Raw genomic sequence first — 15,623 nt, 5'->3', positions numbered from 1 at the left:
AAAAATAGTTAAAATCGGGCCGCTCTGCGGCCCGTTTCATTAATGACCAATCGCATGGCGTGATATAGTGAAGACTTTCGTGATGAGGAGGTCGACTTGTGAACACGCCTGATGCTGTTGTCGTACTGTGTACCGCCCCTGATGAAGCCTCTGCCCAGGATCTCGCCGCCAAAGCGCTGGCCGAAAAACTGGCAGCCTGCGTCACGCTGCTCCCCGGCGCGACCTCCCTTTATTATTGGGAAGGCAAGCTGGAGCAGGAGTATGAAGTCCAGATGTTGCTCAAAACCAATCTGGCGAATCAGCAGGCGCTCCTTGACTGCCTCAAGTCTCATCATCCTTATCAAACCCCGGAGCTGCTGGTGCTGCCAGTGGTCCACGGCGATAACGACTATCTCTCATGGCTCAACGCTTCTTTACGCTGATCCTGCTGCTGTGCAGCACGTCAGTATTTGCCGGTTTGTTTGACGCGCCCGGCCGTTCGAACTTTATTCCCGCCGACCAGGCGTTCATTTTCGACTTTCAGCAAAACCAGCACGATCTCAATCTGACCTGGCAGGTGAAAGAGGGTTACTACCTCTACCGCAAGCAGGTCAGCATCATGCCGGCAAAGGCTAACGTTGGCGCATTGCAGATGCCCGCTGGCGAATGGCATGAGGACGAGTTCTACGGTAAAAGTGAAATTTATCGCCAGCGCTTAAGCGTGCCCGTCACGGTGAATCAGGCGGATAAAGATGCCACGCTGACGGTTACGTATCAGGGCTGTGCCGACGCGGGCTTCTGCTACCCTCCTGAAACGAAGGTCGTTCCGCTTACTGAAGTTAAAGCGGCTGCCTCCCCTCTCCTCTCAGGGGAGAGGGCCAGGGTGAGGGATGAAGGCGAAGCTGCTTCTGCTCTGCCGTTCTCAGCACTTTGGGCCTTACTGATTGGTATCGGCATTGCCTTTACCCCTTGTGTCCTGCCGATGTACCCGCTTATCTCCGGGATTGTTCTGGGCGGCAAACAGCGTCTTTCTACCGCCCGGGCGCTGCTCCTGGCCTTTATTTATGTGCAGGGCATGGCGCTCACCTATACCGCGCTCGGCCTCGTGGTCGCCGCGGCCGGACTGCAGTTCCAGGCAGCGCTTCAGCACCCTTACGTGCTAATCGGCCTGTCAGCCGTATTTATTCTGCTTGCGCTGTCGATGTTTGGCCTGTTCACGCTTCAGCTGCCCTCTTCGCTGCAAACCCGCTTAACGCTGATGAGCAATCGCCAGCAGGGTGGCTCTGCGGGCGGCGTGTTCGCAATGGGCGCCATCGCCGGGTTGATTTGTTCCCCCTGCACTACAGCACCGCTGAGCGCTATCCTGCTGTACATCGCCCAGAGCGGTAATATGTGGCTCGGCGGGGGTACGCTGTATCTTTACGCGCTGGGGATGGGCCTGCCGCTGATACTGGTGACGGTGTTTGGCAACCGCCTGCTGCCGAAGAGCGGCCCGTGGATGGAGACGGTGAAAACCGCGTTCGGCTTTGTCATCCTGGCGCTCCCGGTGTTCCTGCTGGAGCGCATCATGGGTGACGCGTGGGGTTTGCGCCTGTGGGCCATGCTCGGCGTGGCGTTCTTCTCCTGGGCGTTTATCGTCAGCCTGGGGGCAAAAAAAGCGTGGATGCGTCTGGTGCAAATTCTCCTGCTCGCCGCCGCGTTGGTGAGCGTGCGCCCGCTTCAGGATTGGGCGTTCGGCTCGCCTGTGGGCCAGACGCAGGCACATTTAAACTTTATACACGTTAAGAACGTCGATGAGCTCAACAGCGCGCTGGCGCAGGCAAAAGGCAAACCGGTGATGCTCGACCTCTATGCCGACTGGTGTGTTGCCTGCAAAGAGTTTGAAAAATACACCTTTAGCGATCCTCAGGTGCAAAATGCCCTGAAAGAGACGGTACTCCTGCAGGCAAACGTCACAGCCAACAATGCGCAGGATAAGGCCCTGCTTAAACACCTTACCGTACTCGGGCTGCCAACCATTCTGTTCTTCAATGAGCAGGGGGAAGAACTGCCAGAACAGCGTGTAACCGGGTTTATGGACGCACCGGCATTCAGCGCGCATTTGCGCAATCGCCAACCGTAAACAACACTTTAGACGGGACATACCGTTGGGAATAGCGGAGGAGATAACCGTGCAACGCGAAGACGTACTGGGACAAGCCCTGCAACTACTTGAGATTCAAGGGATCGCCAGCACCACGCTTGAGATGGTAGCCGACCGTATCGATTACCCTCTGGATGAGCTTAAGCGCTTCTGGCCGGATAAAGAGGCGCTGCTTTATGATGCCCTACGCTATCTTAGCCAGCAGGTGGATATCTGGCGCAGGCAGCTAATGTTGAATGAAGAGCTGACCGCCGAGCAAAAACTGTTAGCGCGCTACACCGCCCTGACAGAGTGCGTCAGCAACAATCGTTATCCAGGCTGCCTGTTTATTGCTGCCTGTACGTTTTATCCCGATCCTGGCCATCCAATACATCAGTTGGCGGATCAGCAAAAACGTGCGGCGCATGACTTCACCCACGAACTGCTGACAACGCTTGAAGTGGATGACCCGGCAATGGTCGCTAAGCAGATGGAGCTCGTACTGGAGGGTTGTCTGAGCCGCATGCTGGTGAACCGTAGCCAGGCCGATGTGGATACGGCGCACCGCCTGGCGGAAGACATTCTGCGCTTTGCCCAGTGTCGTATGGGCGGGGCGTTAACCTAGACCAGCATGCCCGCCCAGGCGGAGACGAGCAGACATAGCGCCATCAGGCGCTGAAACCGCACCATCGCCACGGTGGTGCGAAACACCCGGTTTACCGCCTTCCCCAGCCACGCCCAGCACATCAGGCACATCACAGAAATCAGTAAGAACCATAGCGCCATCAGCGCAATATCTCTTAACGGATGAATGCTCGCGGGAGCAAAAAGGCTCACTACCGCCAGCGCCATCATCCACGTTTTCGGATTCACCATCTGCAGCAGCGCTGCGGCTTGCGCGGTGAAGCGATGAGGCGTCTTCTCAGAAAGATTCGCCGCAGGTGCCCGATACAGTTGCCAGCTCATCCAGGTTAGCCACAGCACGCCCGCCCAACTCATTGCCTGGCGTATCAGAGGAAACTGACGCAGCACCTCCCCGGCGCCGGCACCCGATATCAGCACAATCAGACTCGCCGTAATACATCCCCCCAAAATGGCGGGAATGGTATTTTTCACACCAAAGTACTGGCTGTTAGTGAGAACGAGGATATTCGTCGGGCCGGGCGTTATCGACGCGACAAAGGCAAACAGCAGATAAGGCATCAGACTCACAGATGGCTCCTTTTTTATTAGAGCCATTACTGTGCCGCTATTTTCTGGAAACGTCTGGAAGGTTTGTGCACAACCGGCGGTAGTGGGCAGGGGAAATGCGGTATGCACGCTGGAACCAGCGTCCCAGATGGCTTTGGTCGGCAAAACCGAGCGCTGTAGCCACATTAACAGGCTGTTCGCCGTGCGCCAGCAGCTGTCGCGCCTTTGCCAGACGCAGTTGAATAAGCCAGGCGTGCGGTGCCAGGTTGAACTCGCGCTTAAAGCAGCGCGTCAGCGTAAAGCGATCCGTGCCCGTCTCGCGCGCAAGGTCTGACAACCCCACGTTCTCGCCGATATGCGCATAAAGATAGTCGCGTGCGCGGTGCGCCACGGCAGCGCTCTGTAGCTGCGACGGGAGTTTCTTACGCCAGTGGCAATGGGAGGTGATCTGAGAGAGCAGCTTATCCATTGTGCTCTGCTGAACAATTTTCATCTCATCGCTATGCAACGCGTTAAACGTCTCGCCGATAGAACGGACCAGCTGAGGTTCTCGCGTTAGCGTTTGAGCAAAGTGAAGCGAGTAGCGATCCGGCGTGGCTTCATATAATCCACGGAGGGTACGCGTCAGCCACTGCTCGTCAAGATAGAAGGTGAGATAGGTAAAGCCTCCTTCCACAGGCGCGTCGCCGTCGTGAATTTCGCCCGGCTCCAGTAAGAACGCATCACCAGGATGGCTGCGGTGGCGTTCGCGACGACAGTGGAACTGCTGGGTGCCTGAAAGGGTAATCCCGACCAGATAACTATCGTGCCAGTGGGGATCGAAGGCATGGCCTTCGAAGTGCGCTTTAATCGTTTCAATGCCGGTATCCGCATGCTGACGGAGCTCAAGCCAGTCGTTTGCCATACTGCCCTCCTGTTGTCATCAGCATTGCCGCACGGCCCGGTATTGTCTGGAAGATTTGTGCATTTTCACGGTGAAAACGTACAGATTGCCGCAAACTTAAGCAGTTGAACAGCTTTTCCTGAAATAATGTTGACGATAAGGCGCGATTGCGGTTTAATGCGCTCCGTTGCCCGGATAGCTCAGTCGGTAGAGCAGGGGATTGAAAATCCCCGTGTCCTTGGTTCGATTCCGAGTCCGGGCACCACTATTTAAAGAACCCAGCCTATGGCTGGGTTTTTGCTTTTCTGCGTTTATCAAAACCTTACCTTATTTATACCCCTCTATCTCTTCCCGGTAAGATCGTGCGGTTAGCATTTCCCGGTGGCGCTGCGCTTACCGGGCCTGCAAAACCTGTAGGCCGGATAAGGCGAAGCCGCCATCCGGCATTTTCCGGCGCACAAAGCAAAAAACCCCGCACCTTACGGTACGGGGTTCTTCTTGATTGATGCCTGGCAGTTCCCTACTCTCACATGGGGAGACCCCACACTACCATCGGCGCTACGGCGTTTCACTTCTGAGTTCGGCATGGGGTCAGGTGGGACCACCGCGCTAAAGCCGCCAGGCAAATTCTGTTATCTGTATCAGGCTGAAAATCTGTCTCTCACCGCCAAAACAGCTTCGGCGTTGTAAGGTTAAGCCTCACGGTTCATTAGTACCGGTTAGCTCAACGCATCGCTGCGCTTACACACCCGGCCTATCAACGTCGTCGTCTTCAACGTTCCTTCAGGAGACTTAAAGTCTCAGGGAGAACTCATCTCGGGGCAAGTTTCGTGCTTAGATGCTTTCAGCACTTATCTCTTCCGCATTTAGCTACCGGGCAGTGCCATTGGCATGACAACCCGAACACCAGTGATGCGTCCACTCCGGTCCTCTCGTACTAGGAGCAGCCCCCCTCAATTCTCCAGCGCCCACGGCAGATAGGACCGAACTGTCTCACGACGTTCTAAACCCAGCTCGCGTACCACTTTAAATGGCGAACAGCCATACCCTTGGGACCTACTTCAGCCCCAGGATGTGATGAGCCGACATCGAGGTGCCAAACACCGCCGTCGATATGAACTCTTGGGCGGTATCAGCCTGTTATCCCCGGAGTACCTTTTATCCGTTGAGCGATGGCCCTTCCATTCAGAACCACCGGATCACTATGACCTGCTTTCGCACCTGCTCGAGCCGTCACTCTCGCAGTCAAGCTAGCTTATGCCATTGCACTAACCTCCTGATGTCCGACCAGGATTAGCTAACCTTCGTGCTCCTCCGTTACTCTTTGGGAGGAGACCGCCCCAGTCAAACTACCCACCAGACACTGTCCGCAACCCGGATCACGGGTCCACGTTAGAACACCAGCCATTAAAGGGTGGTATTTCAAGGACGGCTCCACGCAGACTGGCGTCCACGCTTCAAAGCCTCCCACCTATCCTACACATCAAGGACCAGTGTTCAGTGTCAAGCTATAGTAAAGGTTCACGGGGTCTTTCCGTCTTGCCGCGGGTACACTGCATCTTCACAGCGAGTTCAATTTCACTGAGTCTCGGGTGGAGACAGCCTGGCCATCATTACGCCATTCGTGCAGGTCGGAACTTACCCGACAAGGAATTTCGCTACCTTAGGACCGTTATAGTTACGGCCGCCGTTTACCGGGGCTTCGATCAAGAGCTTCGCGTTGCCGCTAACCCCATCAATTAACCTTCCGGCACCGGGCAGGCGTCACACCGTATACGTCCACTTTCGTGTTTGCACAGTGCTGTGTTTTTAATAAACAGTTGCAGCCAGCTGGTATCTTCGACTGATTTCAGCTCCGTCCGCAGGGACTTCACCTACATATCAGCGTGCCTTCTCCCGAAGTTACGGCACCATTTTGCCTAGTTCCTTCACCCGAGTTCTCTCAAGCGCCTTGGTATTCTCTACCTGACCACCTGTGTCGGTTTGGGGTACGATTTCGTGTTACCTGATGCTTAGAGGCTTTTCCTGGAAGCAGGGCATTTATCACTTCAGCACCGTAGTGCCTCGTCATCACGCCTCAGTGTTAAAGTGAACCGGATTTGCCTGGAACACACACCTACACGCTTAAACCGGGACAACCGTCGCCCGGCTGACATAGCCTTCTCCGTCCCCCCTTCGCAGTAACACCAAGTACAGGAATATTAACCTGTTTCCCATCGACTACGCCTTTCGGCCTCGCCTTAGGGGTCGACTCACCCTGCCCCGATTAACGTTGGACAGGAACCCTTGGTCTTCCGGCGAGCGGGCTTTTCACCCGCTTTATCGTTACTTATGTCAGCATTCGCACTTCTGATACCTCCAGCATGCCTCACAGCACACCTTCAACGGCTTACAGAACGCTCCCCTACCCAACAACGCATAAGCGTCGCTGCCGCAGCTTCGGTGCATGGTTTAGCCCCGTTACATCTTCCGCGCAGGCCGACTCGACCAGTGAGCTATTACGCTTTCTTTAAATGATGGCTGCTTCTAAGCCAACATCCTGGCTGTCTGTGCCTTCCCACATCGTTTCCCACTTAACCATGACTTTGGGACCTTAGCTGGCGGTCTGGGTTGTTTCCCTCTTCACGACGGACGTTAGCACCCGCCGTGTGTCTCCCGTGATAACATTCTTCGGTATTCGTAGTTTGCATCGGGTTGGTAAGCCGGGATGGCCCCCTAGCCGAAACAGTGCTCTACCCCCGAAGATGAGTTCACGAGGCGCTACCTAAATAGCTTTCGGGGAGAACCAGCTATCTCCCGGTTTGATTGGCCTTTCACCCCCAGCCACAGGTCATCCGCTAATTTTTCAACATTAGTCGGTTCGGTCCTCCAGTTAGTGTTACCCAACCTTCAACCTGCCCATGGCTAGATCACCGGGTTTCGGGTCTATACCCTGCAACTTAACGCCCAGTTAAGACTCGGTTTCCCTGCGGCTCCCCTATACGGTTAACCTTGCTACAGAATATAAGTCGCTGACCCATTATACAAAAGGTACGCAGTCACACCACGAAGGTGCTCCCACTGCTTGTACGTACACGGTTTCAGGTTCTTTTTCACTCCCCTCGCCGGGGTTCTTTTCGCCTTTCCCTCACGGTACTGGTTCACTATCGGTCAGTCAGGAGTATTTAGCCTTGGAGGATGGTCCCCCCATATTCAGACAGGATACCACGTGTCCCGCCCTACTCTTCGAGTTCACAACCTGTGCATTTTCGTGTACGGGACTGTCACCCTGTACCGTGCGACTTTCCAGACGCTTCCACTAACACACAAGCTGATTCAGACTCCGGGCTGCTCCCCGTTCGCTCGCCGCTACTGGGGGAATCTCGGTTGATTTCTTTTCCTCGGGGTACTTAGATGTTTCAGTTCCCCCGGTTCGCCTCGTTAACCTATGTATTCAGTTAACGATAGTGTGTCGAAACACACTGGGTTTCCCCATTCGGACATCGACGGGTCAAAGGTTCATATCACCTCGCCGTCGCTTTTCGCAGATTAGCACGTCCTTCATCGCCTCTGACTGCCAGGGCATCCACCGTGTACGCTTAGTCGCTTAACCTCACAACCCGAAGATGTTTCACTTCTGATTGCGAAAATTTGAGAGACTCGAACACACCATTAAGATGTGTCGTTTCAATTTTCAGCTTGATCCAGATTTTTAAAGAGCAAATATCTCAAACGTGACTCGCAAGTCAGTTTTGAGATATGACGGCAGGTGACTTTCACTCACGAACCAGCAAGTGGCGTCCCCTAGGGGATTCGAACCCCTGTTACCGCCGTGAAAGGGCGGTGTCCTGGGCCTCTAGACGAAGGGGACACTGAAGTCTCAATCGCAAGACGCCTTGCTGCTTACTTTTCATCAGACAATCTGTGTGAGCACTACAAAGGCAGGTTCTTTAAGGTAAGGAGGTGATCCAACCGCAGGTTCCCCTACGGTTACCTTGTTACGACTTCACCCCAGTCATGAATCACAAAGTGGTAAGCGCCCTCCCGAAGGTTAAGCTACCTACTTCTTTTGCAACCCACTCCCATGGTGTGACGGGCGGTGTGTACAAGGCCCGGGAACGTATTCACCGTGGCATTCTGATCCACGATTACTAGCGATTCCGACTTCATGGAGTCGAGTTGCAGACTCCAATCCGGACTACGACGCACTTTATGAGGTCCGCTTGCTCTCGCGAGGTCGCTTCTCTTTGTATGCGCCATTGTAGCACGTGTGTAGCCCTACTCGTAAGGGCCATGATGACTTGACGTCATCCCCACCTTCCTCCAGTTTATCACTGGCAGTCTCCTTTGAGTTCCCGGCCTAACCGCTGGCAACAAAGGATAAGGGTTGCGCTCGTTGCGGGACTTAACCCAACATTTCACAACACGAGCTGACGACAGCCATGCAGCACCTGTCTCAGAGTTCCCGAAGGCACCAATCCATCTCTGGAAAGTTCTCTGGATGTCAAGAGTAGGTAAGGTTCTTCGCGTTGCATCGAATTAAACCACATGCTCCACCGCTTGTGCGGGCCCCCGTCAATTCATTTGAGTTTTAACCTTGCGGCCGTACTCCCCAGGCGGTCGACTTAACGCGTTAGCTCCGGAAGCCACGCCTCAAGGGCACAACCTCCAAGTCGACATCGTTTACGGCGTGGACTACCAGGGTATCTAATCCTGTTTGCTCCCCACGCTTTCGCACCTGAGCGTCAGTCTTTGTCCAGGGGGCCGCCTTCGCCACCGGTATTCCTCCAGATCTCTACGCATTTCACCGCTACACCTGGAATTCTACCCCCCTCTACAAGACTCTAGCCTGCCAGTTTCGAATGCAGTTCCCAGGTTGAGCCCGGGGATTTCACATCCGACTTGACAGACCGCCTGCGTGCGCTTTACGCCCAGTAATTCCGATTAACGCTTGCACCCTCCGTATTACCGCGGCTGCTGGCACGGAGTTAGCCGGTGCTTCTTCTGCGGGTAACGTCAATCGACAAGGTTATTAACCTTATCGCCTTCCTCCCCGCTGAAAGTACTTTACAACCCGAAGGCCTTCTTCATACACGCGGCATGGCTGCATCAGGCTTGCGCCCATTGTGCAATATTCCCCACTGCTGCCTCCCGTAGGAGTCTGGACCGTGTCTCAGTTCCAGTGTGGCTGGTCATCCTCTCAGACCAGCTAGGGATCGTCGCCTAGGTGAGCCGTTACCCCACCTACTAGCTAATCCCATCTGGGCACATCTGATGGCAAGAGGCCCGAAGGTCCCCCTCTTTGGTCTTTCGACATTATGCGGTATTAGCTACCGTTTCCAGTAGTTATCCCCCTCCATCAGGCAGTTTCCCAGACATTACTCACCCGTCCGCCACTCGTCACCCGAGAGCAAGCTCTCTGTGCTACCGTTCGACTTGCATGTGTTAGGCCTGCCGCCAGCGTTCAATCTGAGCCATGATCAAACTCTTCAATTTAAGTTTGATGCTCGTGAATTAAACTTCGTAATGAATTACGCATGTTCACTCAGAGACTTGGTATTCATTTTTCGTCTTGCGACGTTAAGAATCCATGTCACTTTGAGTGCCCACACAGATTGTCTGATAAATTGTTAAAGAGCAGTTGCAACGCGGCTTTCAGCTCACCGTTGCGAGGTGGCGTATATTACGCTTTCCTCTTTCAGAGTCAACCCGTTATTTCAGGATTTTTTCTCTTCAACCGACCGGGTTAACTGTGAAGTGATTCACATCCGCCGTGTCGATGGAGGCGCATTATAGGGAGTTCTCCGCAGCCCGCAACAGAAAAGTTGCAAAAAAATGACTGACTGCTGCATTCCCCAGCAAAACCCCGCCTTATACCCTTTTACGCACAGACTTATCCACAATTACAGCAAGATCCTGATGCGATCCTGCGAACTGAAAGAGAAGATCAACTATACTAGCGGCAAATATTCTTCTCCGCAGAGCTCCCCCTGATGAATACACAACGCCTGCCTCGCGACTGGCGCCTCCCTACGGCCGGATTGATGCTGCTGACCATCCTCTTCGCCGCTTTTACGCTGCATACGCACTGGAACGCCTTTATCCAGTGGTGCCTTGCCACGCAGATTACGCTGCACCGTTATCTGGTGATGTATCTCCTGCAGCTTAATAACAACCAGTACAGCGGTGGATTATGGCTCTTAACAGGCGCTTTCTTTTATGGCGTCCTTCACGCCATCGGGCCGGGGCACGGGAAGTTCATCGTGACAACCTACCTGAGCACAAATAAGGAGAGCGAACTGGCCGCACGCACCGTTCCCTTTCTTGGCAGCCTGATGCAGGGCGTCAGCGCCATTCTGTTTGTCTTTATTCTGGCAGTAGGATTTAACCTCGCGTCAGGGGATATCAGCATCAGCCGCTGGTATGTCGAGAAGATAAGCGCCGTGCTGATTGGCGCGTTTGGTGCTTTCATCATTTACCAGGCGCTGAAAAGCCTGCGGCCTCAAAGAATGAGGATCTCAGCCATCACTCCCCTTCATCAGCACGATGAACATTGTGGATGTGGTCATCACGGCGTGGGCGCAGATCTGACACAAGGTGACTGGAAAACGCGTCTGGGCGTCATTCTGGCGATTGGCGCACGTCCGTGCAGCGGTGCAATCATGATTCTGATGTTTTCGAACGCGCTGGGCATTGTCACCTGGGGAATGGCGGCCGTTATGACCATGTCTTTAGGAACGGCACTCTCTATTATGGGGCTATCACTGGCGGTTCGTTATGCCCGTGAACGCACGGTGGCCTGGTTCGGGGGAGATAGCGCGTTCAGATGGCTGGTGCCGGCAGTTAAAATTGCCGGAGGTATCATCCTGATCCTGTTCGCGACCGTCCTGTTCCTGACCGTCATCCCCATTAGCGCCAACGGCGACTACATCGCCGCCGGATGCTAATAAAAGAAAACCCGCCGTTGGCGGGTTTCTTTATTACTCGTTAATGCGTGGATGTTGATCAACAAGACGGGAGCGTTTCTTCTGTAGCTCTTCAATCTCTGCGTCGATATCCTCAATTTTTTGCTCAACGTTATCGTAGTGCTCGCGCAGGATTTCTTTCGCTTCCTGAATATCAGATGCCGCAGGCGTCGCCCCTTTCAGAGGACGGTTCGCCGTCTCCTTCATGGTCAGGCCGGTCGCCAGGCCGACTACCGCAATAACCATCAGGTAGTAGGCTGGCATCATCAGGTTCTGCGTGCTTTCCACCAGAGAGGCGGCAAGCGTAGGCGTCAGGCCGGCAATCAGAACGGAGATGTTGAACGCCGCCGCCAGCGCACTATAACGAATGTGCGTCGGGAACATCGCAGGTAATGTGGATGCCATCACCCCGATAAAGCAGTTCAGGATCACCGCCAGCATCAGCAGACCCGCGAAAATCAGACCCAGCACGTTACTGTTGATCAGAATAAACGCCGGGATCGCCAGCGCGAACAGCGCTACGCTACCCAGGATGATAAACGGTCGACGGCCAAAGCGGTCGCTCAGCAGACCCATAATCGGCTGTACAAACAGCATACCCACCATGATGGCGATAATAATCAGCACGCCGTGATCTTCCGAGTAGTGCAGGTTATGCGACAGATAGCTCGGCATGTAGGTCAGCAGCATGTAGTAAGTGACGTTGGTGGAAATCACCAGACCAATACAGGTCAGCAGGCTGCGCCAGTGCTTTGTCGCGATCTCTTTAAAGGACACTTTCGGGCCGTCCTGCAGCCCTTCGCGGTCGCCCTGCTCCAGTTTCTCAACGTGCTGCTGGAACGCAGGTGTCTCTTCCAGCGCATGTCGCAGGTAAAGACCGATAATACCCAGCGGGAGCGCGATAAAGAACGGGATACGCCAGCCCCAGTCGAGGAAGTTCTCCTCACCGACCACGGTTGAAATCAGAACCACAACGCCCGCACCCATCACAAACCCGGCAATCGAACCGAAGTCCAGCCAGCTGCCCATGAAGCCGCGCTTACGGTCAGGGGAATACTCCGCGACGAAGATCGACGCCCCGGTATACTCGCCCCCGACGGAGAAGCCCTGCGCCATCTTACAGAGCAACAGCAGAATAGGTGCCCAGATGCCGATCGTGGCATAGGACGGTATTAGGCCGATACAGAACGTACTGATCGACATAATGACAATGGTGATAGCGAGTATTTTCTGGCGACCGTATTTGTCACCGAGCATACCGAAGAACAGACCACCCAGCGGGCGGATCAGGAAAGGAACGGAGAATGTACCCAGCGCGGCAATCATCTGCAGGCTTGGGTCAGCACCGGGGAAGAACACTTTACCTAATGCATAGGCAACAAAGCCGTAGACACCGAAATCAAACCATTCCATCGCATTACCGAGCGAGGCGGCGGTGATCGCTTTACGCAGTTTAGCGTCATCAATAATGGTGACGTCGCGAAGCGTAATGGGTTTAACCTTTTTCCTTCTTAGCATAGCTTTCCTCGTAGACTTAGCCCTGTCCGTTCCACAGCCAACTCGCACTCTGTGAACCCGAGATCCGCTCCGTGCGAACCTCCATCTTCAAGCGTAGCAGGTTTACTTACATTGACGTTTTCCGTCGATACAACCGAACCTGTTGACGCCTGTCTGGGCAGTTAATGACCTTTTTACCCTACCAGCGTTTATATTTGTGATCAACTTCACACATATATTTATACTGCGTCAGGTGAAGACAGTTTTTGTCAACTACCGCAAATAAGTACTTTCTCAACCTTCCAGAGCCCCCATTTTCGGCCTCATCCTTTTTCTTTTCCCAACAGAATAAAAAGCCATATTTTTTACAAGAGATTTACATAAATTTTCAGCTCTCACAACGCGCCGTAAAGTTTACATTCAATATGTGATGAAGATAACTAAAACACCGTTTTATTTTCATTGAATCAATATTCCATCGATCGCATGATAATTCCTGAAACATAGCGACGCATGTTTTCTGACGAGAGGAAACGAGAGCGCTAACTGAATTTCGGTGCAGGGTTATCACAAACCAATCATCAAGAGCACCCTTCATCAAATTGAATTTATTGATTTTTTTATTCGCACCTGCCGCTCACCATGAGAGGCGAAATTGTGAGGGTTAGAGATGAAGATTAAAGCCACGATAGAACGCATACCGGGTGGTATGATGCTGGTGCCGCTGGTACTCGGTGCTATTCTGAATACATTAGCACCTGAAACCGGGGCTTATTTTGGTGGTTTCACAAAGGGGATGATTACGGGTACCGTTCCCATCCTGGCGGTCTGGTTCTTTTGTATCGGCGCATCCATTAATTTGCGGGCAACCGGTACCGTATTACGCAAATCCGGAACGCTGGTGATAACCAAAATAGCGGTTGCCTGGGTGGTCGCAATGATATGCGCGATGTTCATTCCTGAAAATGGAATTCAGACCGGTTTCTTCGCCGGGTTATCCGTCCTGGCGATTGTCTCGGCGATGGACATGACCAACGGCGGGCTGTATGCCAGCCTGATGAACCAGTACGGAACGAAAGAGGAGTCCGGCGCGTTTGTTTTGATGTCTCTGGAGTCCGGCCCGCTCATGACGATGCTGATCCTGGGGTCCGCTGGCCTGGCTTCTTTTGAGCCCCATCATTTTGTCGGCGCGATCCTGCCATTCCTGATCGGCTTCGCGCTGGGCAATCTGGATCACGATCTGCGTGATTTCTTCAGCAAAGCCACGCCGGTGCTGATCCCATTCTTTGGCTTTGCGCTGGGTAACACCATCAACCTGAACGTGATTCTGGATACGGGACTGCTGGGGATTGTGCTGGGTGTCGCGGTTATCATCATCACCGGTATTCCGCTGATCATTGCTGACCGCGTAATCGGGGGAGGAAACGGCACGGCGGGCGTCGCCGCCTCTTCAGCCGCAGGCGCTGCCGTTGCAAACCCGGTGATTATCGCCCAGATTAACCCGGCCTTCGAACCGGTGGCCGCGTCCGCGACGGCACTGGTTGCCGCCAGCGTGATTGTCACCGCAATCCTGGTGCCCATCATCACGGCGCTATACGCGAAACGCTACGGAAATGTGCAAGAGATCCCGCCTGAACCGAAACCGTTAGAAATGAATCACTAACGCACCGCGCCAGCCATCCCCTCTCCCCTGGGGGGTGTACGGTCCGGGGACATAGTGAACACTTGTTCGGGGACATGGTAGACACTTACAACTGAGGCATAAGAACCCGTTTATGGAGTCACTTATGCCCTGGGATGCGAGAGATACCATGTCATTACGTACCGAGTTTGTACTGTTCGCCTCGCAGGACGGGGCGAACATCCGTTTCCTCTGCCGTCAGTTCGGCATTTCTCCTGCCACCGGCTACAAGTGGCTTCAGCGCTGGGCTGAGGAAGGTGCCTCCGGTCTTCAGGACCGCTCCCGCGCACCTCATCATTCCCCGAACCGCTCATCTGACGACATCACGGCCCTGCTGCGCATGGCGCATGACCGTCATCAACGCTGGGGCGCCCGCAAGATTAAGCGCTGGCTTGAAGACCAGGGGCACCGTATGCCCGCCTTCAGCACCGTCCATAATCTGATGGCCCGTCACGGTCTGCTGCCGGGCGCATCACCGGGCGTTCCGGCTACGGGACGCTTCGAACATGACGCGCCGAACCGGCTCTGGCAGATGGATTTTAAGGGCCACTTTCCCTTTGGCGGTGGCCGCTGCCATCCGCTCACCCTGCTGGACGACCACTCCCGTTTTTCCCTGTGCCTGGCGCACTGTACCGATGAACGGCGCGAGACCGTGCAGCAGCAGCTGGTCAGCGCGTTTGAACGCTACGGCCTGCCGGACAGGATGACGATGGACAACGGCTCACCGTGGGGCGACACCACCGGCACCTGGACGGCGCTGGAGCTGTGGCTGATGCGCCACGGTATCCGGGTGGGGCACTCCCCGGCCTTATCATCCGCAGACGCAGGCAAGCTGGAGCGTTTTTCACCGCAGCCTGAAGGCGGAAGTGCTGCAGGGAAAATGGTTCGCGGACAGCGGAGAGCTGCAGCGCGCTTTCGATCACTGGCGCACGGTGTACAACCTTGAACGCCCGCACGAGGCGCTGGATATGGCGGTACCGGCCTCGCGTTATCAGCCGTCTGCCCGGCAGTACAGCGGCAGCGTAACGCCACCTGAGTACGATGAAGGCGTGAAGGTCAGGAAAGTGGATGTCAGCGGAAAGCTGAGCATACAGGGTGTCAGTCTGAGCGCAGGCAAGGCGTTCAGGGGAGAACGGGTCGGGCTGAGGGAGACACAGGATGACGGCTGCTATGAAGTGTGGTGGTACAGCACGAAAGTGGGGGTGATCGACCTGAAGAAAAAGTCGATCACCATGGGTAAAGGATGTTAAAAAGTGTTCACCATGTCCCCGAACACCTGTCTACCATGTCCCCGGACTGTACAGGGGAGAGGGTCAGGATGTGGGG

At 54.5% G+C, this 15,623-nt stretch carries 8 protein-coding genes, 2 tRNA genes, 3 rRNA genes and 1 pseudogene; 7 read left to right on the top strand and 7 right to left on the bottom strand.

Annotated elements, in window-relative coordinates:
• Nucleotides 1-98 precede the first annotated feature (98 nt).
• From cutA to DG357_RS01910, 3 genes are read left to right on the top strand one after another with little or no spacing between them, the layout of a single operon-like run.
• Nucleotides 99-422, top strand: a complete 324-nt coding sequence (gene cutA / locus DG357_RS01920; protein ID WP_028015227.1) for a divalent cation tolerance protein CutA — start codon at nucleotides 99-101, stop codon at nucleotides 420-422.
• The gene (locus tag DG357_RS01915; protein WP_088204402.1) at nucleotides 398-2,101 is read left to right on the top strand and encodes a protein-disulfide reductase DsbD; all 1,704 of its coding nucleotides are present in this window, start codon (nucleotides 398-400) and stop codon (nucleotides 2,099-2,101) included. Before cutA ends, DG357_RS01915 begins: the two co-directional genes overlap by 25 nt.
• Nucleotides 2,102-2,150: 49 nt before the next feature.
• The gene (locus tag DG357_RS01910; protein WP_028015225.1) at nucleotides 2,151-2,726 is read left to right on the top strand and encodes a transcriptional regulator; all 576 of its coding nucleotides are present in this window, start codon (nucleotides 2,151-2,153) and stop codon (nucleotides 2,724-2,726) included.
• Here the strand turns inward: DG357_RS01910 and DG357_RS01905 are convergent.
• Together DG357_RS01905 and DG357_RS01900 are read right to left on the bottom strand one after the other, a co-directional pair.
• Complete coding sequence (locus tag DG357_RS01905; RefSeq protein WP_028015224.1) at nucleotides 2,723-3,313, bottom strand: LysE family translocator; 591 nt, start codon at nucleotides 3,311-3,313, stop codon at nucleotides 2,723-2,725. The two genes, DG357_RS01910 and DG357_RS01905, sit on opposite strands and share 4 nt — an antisense overlap.
• A gap of 37 nt (nucleotides 3,314-3,350) precedes the next feature.
• Nucleotides 3,351-4,196, bottom strand: coding sequence for an AraC family transcriptional regulator (locus tag DG357_RS01900; protein ID WP_041911503.1), 846 nt, complete (start codon nucleotides 4,194-4,196; stop codon nucleotides 3,351-3,353).
• A gap of 168 nt (nucleotides 4,197-4,364) precedes the next feature.
• On the opposite strand from DG357_RS01900, the gene DG357_RS01895 reads away from it, so the two are divergent.
• Nucleotides 4,365-4,440, top strand: a tRNA-Phe gene (locus tag DG357_RS01895).
• A 242-nt stretch (nucleotides 4,441-4,682) separates the two neighbouring features.
• Here DG357_RS01895 and rrf read toward each other — a convergent pair.
• The 4 genes from rrf to DG357_RS01875 all read right to left on the bottom strand — a co-directional run bounded on the left by rrf (nucleotide 4,683) and on the right by DG357_RS01875 (nucleotide 9,650).
• Nucleotides 4,683-4,798 (bottom strand): 5S ribosomal RNA (gene rrf, locus DG357_RS01890).
• Nucleotides 4,799-4,863: 65 nt separating this feature from the next.
• Nucleotides 4,864-7,767 (bottom strand): 23S ribosomal RNA (locus DG357_RS01885).
• A 182-nt stretch (nucleotides 7,768-7,949) separates the two neighbouring features.
• Nucleotides 7,950-8,025, bottom strand: a tRNA-Glu gene (locus DG357_RS01880).
• 85 nt (nucleotides 8,026-8,110) lie between these two features.
• Nucleotides 8,111-9,650: ribosomal RNA gene (locus DG357_RS01875) — 16S ribosomal RNA — on the bottom strand.
• Together the 16S, 23S and 5S rRNA genes with 1 tRNA gene alongside form the textbook arrangement of a ribosomal RNA operon.
• A gap of 497 nt (nucleotides 9,651-10,147) precedes the next feature.
• Between DG357_RS01875 and DG357_RS01870 the strand changes: the two genes are divergently transcribed.
• Nucleotides 10,148-11,101, top strand: a complete 954-nt coding sequence (locus DG357_RS01870) for a nickel/cobalt transporter (protein ID WP_088204574.1) — start codon at nucleotides 10,148-10,150, stop codon at nucleotides 11,099-11,101.
• A gap of 33 nt (nucleotides 11,102-11,134) precedes the next feature.
• Here DG357_RS01870 and proP read toward each other — a convergent pair whose 3' ends face one another.
• Nucleotides 11,135-12,637, bottom strand: a complete 1,503-nt coding sequence (gene proP, locus DG357_RS01865; RefSeq protein ID WP_041911505.1) for a glycine betaine/L-proline transporter ProP — start codon at nucleotides 12,635-12,637, stop codon at nucleotides 11,135-11,137.
• A gap of 649 nt (nucleotides 12,638-13,286) precedes the next feature.
• Between proP and kdgT the strand changes: the two genes are divergently transcribed.
• Nucleotides 13,287-14,279 carry a 2-keto-3-deoxygluconate transporter gene (gene kdgT / locus DG357_RS01860; protein WP_088204575.1) on the top strand — a complete coding sequence of 331 codons (993 nt, stop codon included), beginning with the start codon at nucleotides 13,287-13,289 and terminating at the stop codon, nucleotides 14,277-14,279.
• 124 nt (nucleotides 14,280-14,403) lie between these two features.
• Nucleotides 14,404-15,547: pseudogene (locus tag DG357_RS01855) on the top strand (IS481 family transposase).
• The last annotated feature ends 76 nt before the right edge of the window (nucleotides 15,548-15,623 follow it).

Source organism: Enterobacter bugandensis, assembly GCF_900324475.1.
Lineage (GTDB): Bacteria > Pseudomonadota > Gammaproteobacteria > Enterobacterales > Enterobacteriaceae > Enterobacter > Enterobacter bugandensis.
Note: the sequence above shows the minus strand (reverse complement) of the source record. Positions and strands in the feature narration are given on the sequence as shown.

Coding starts and splice junctions, on each gene's coding strand:
- DG357_RS01900 (WP_041911503.1), bottom strand. CDS start 4,196: ATGGCAAACGACTGGCTTGAGCTCCGTCAGCATGCGGATACCGGCATT.
- kdgT (WP_088204575.1), top strand. CDS start 13,287: ATGAAGATTAAAGCCACGATAGAACGCATACCGGGTGGTATGATGCTG.
- proP (WP_041911505.1), bottom strand. CDS start 12,637: ATGCTAAGAAGGAAAAAGGTTAAACCCATTACGCTTCGCGACGTCACC.
- DG357_RS01870 (WP_088204574.1), top strand. CDS start 10,148: ATGAATACACAACGCCTGCCTCGCGACTGGCGCCTCCCTACGGCCGGA.
- DG357_RS01915 (WP_088204402.1), top strand. CDS start 398: ATGGCTCAACGCTTCTTTACGCTGATCCTGCTGCTGTGCAGCACGTCA.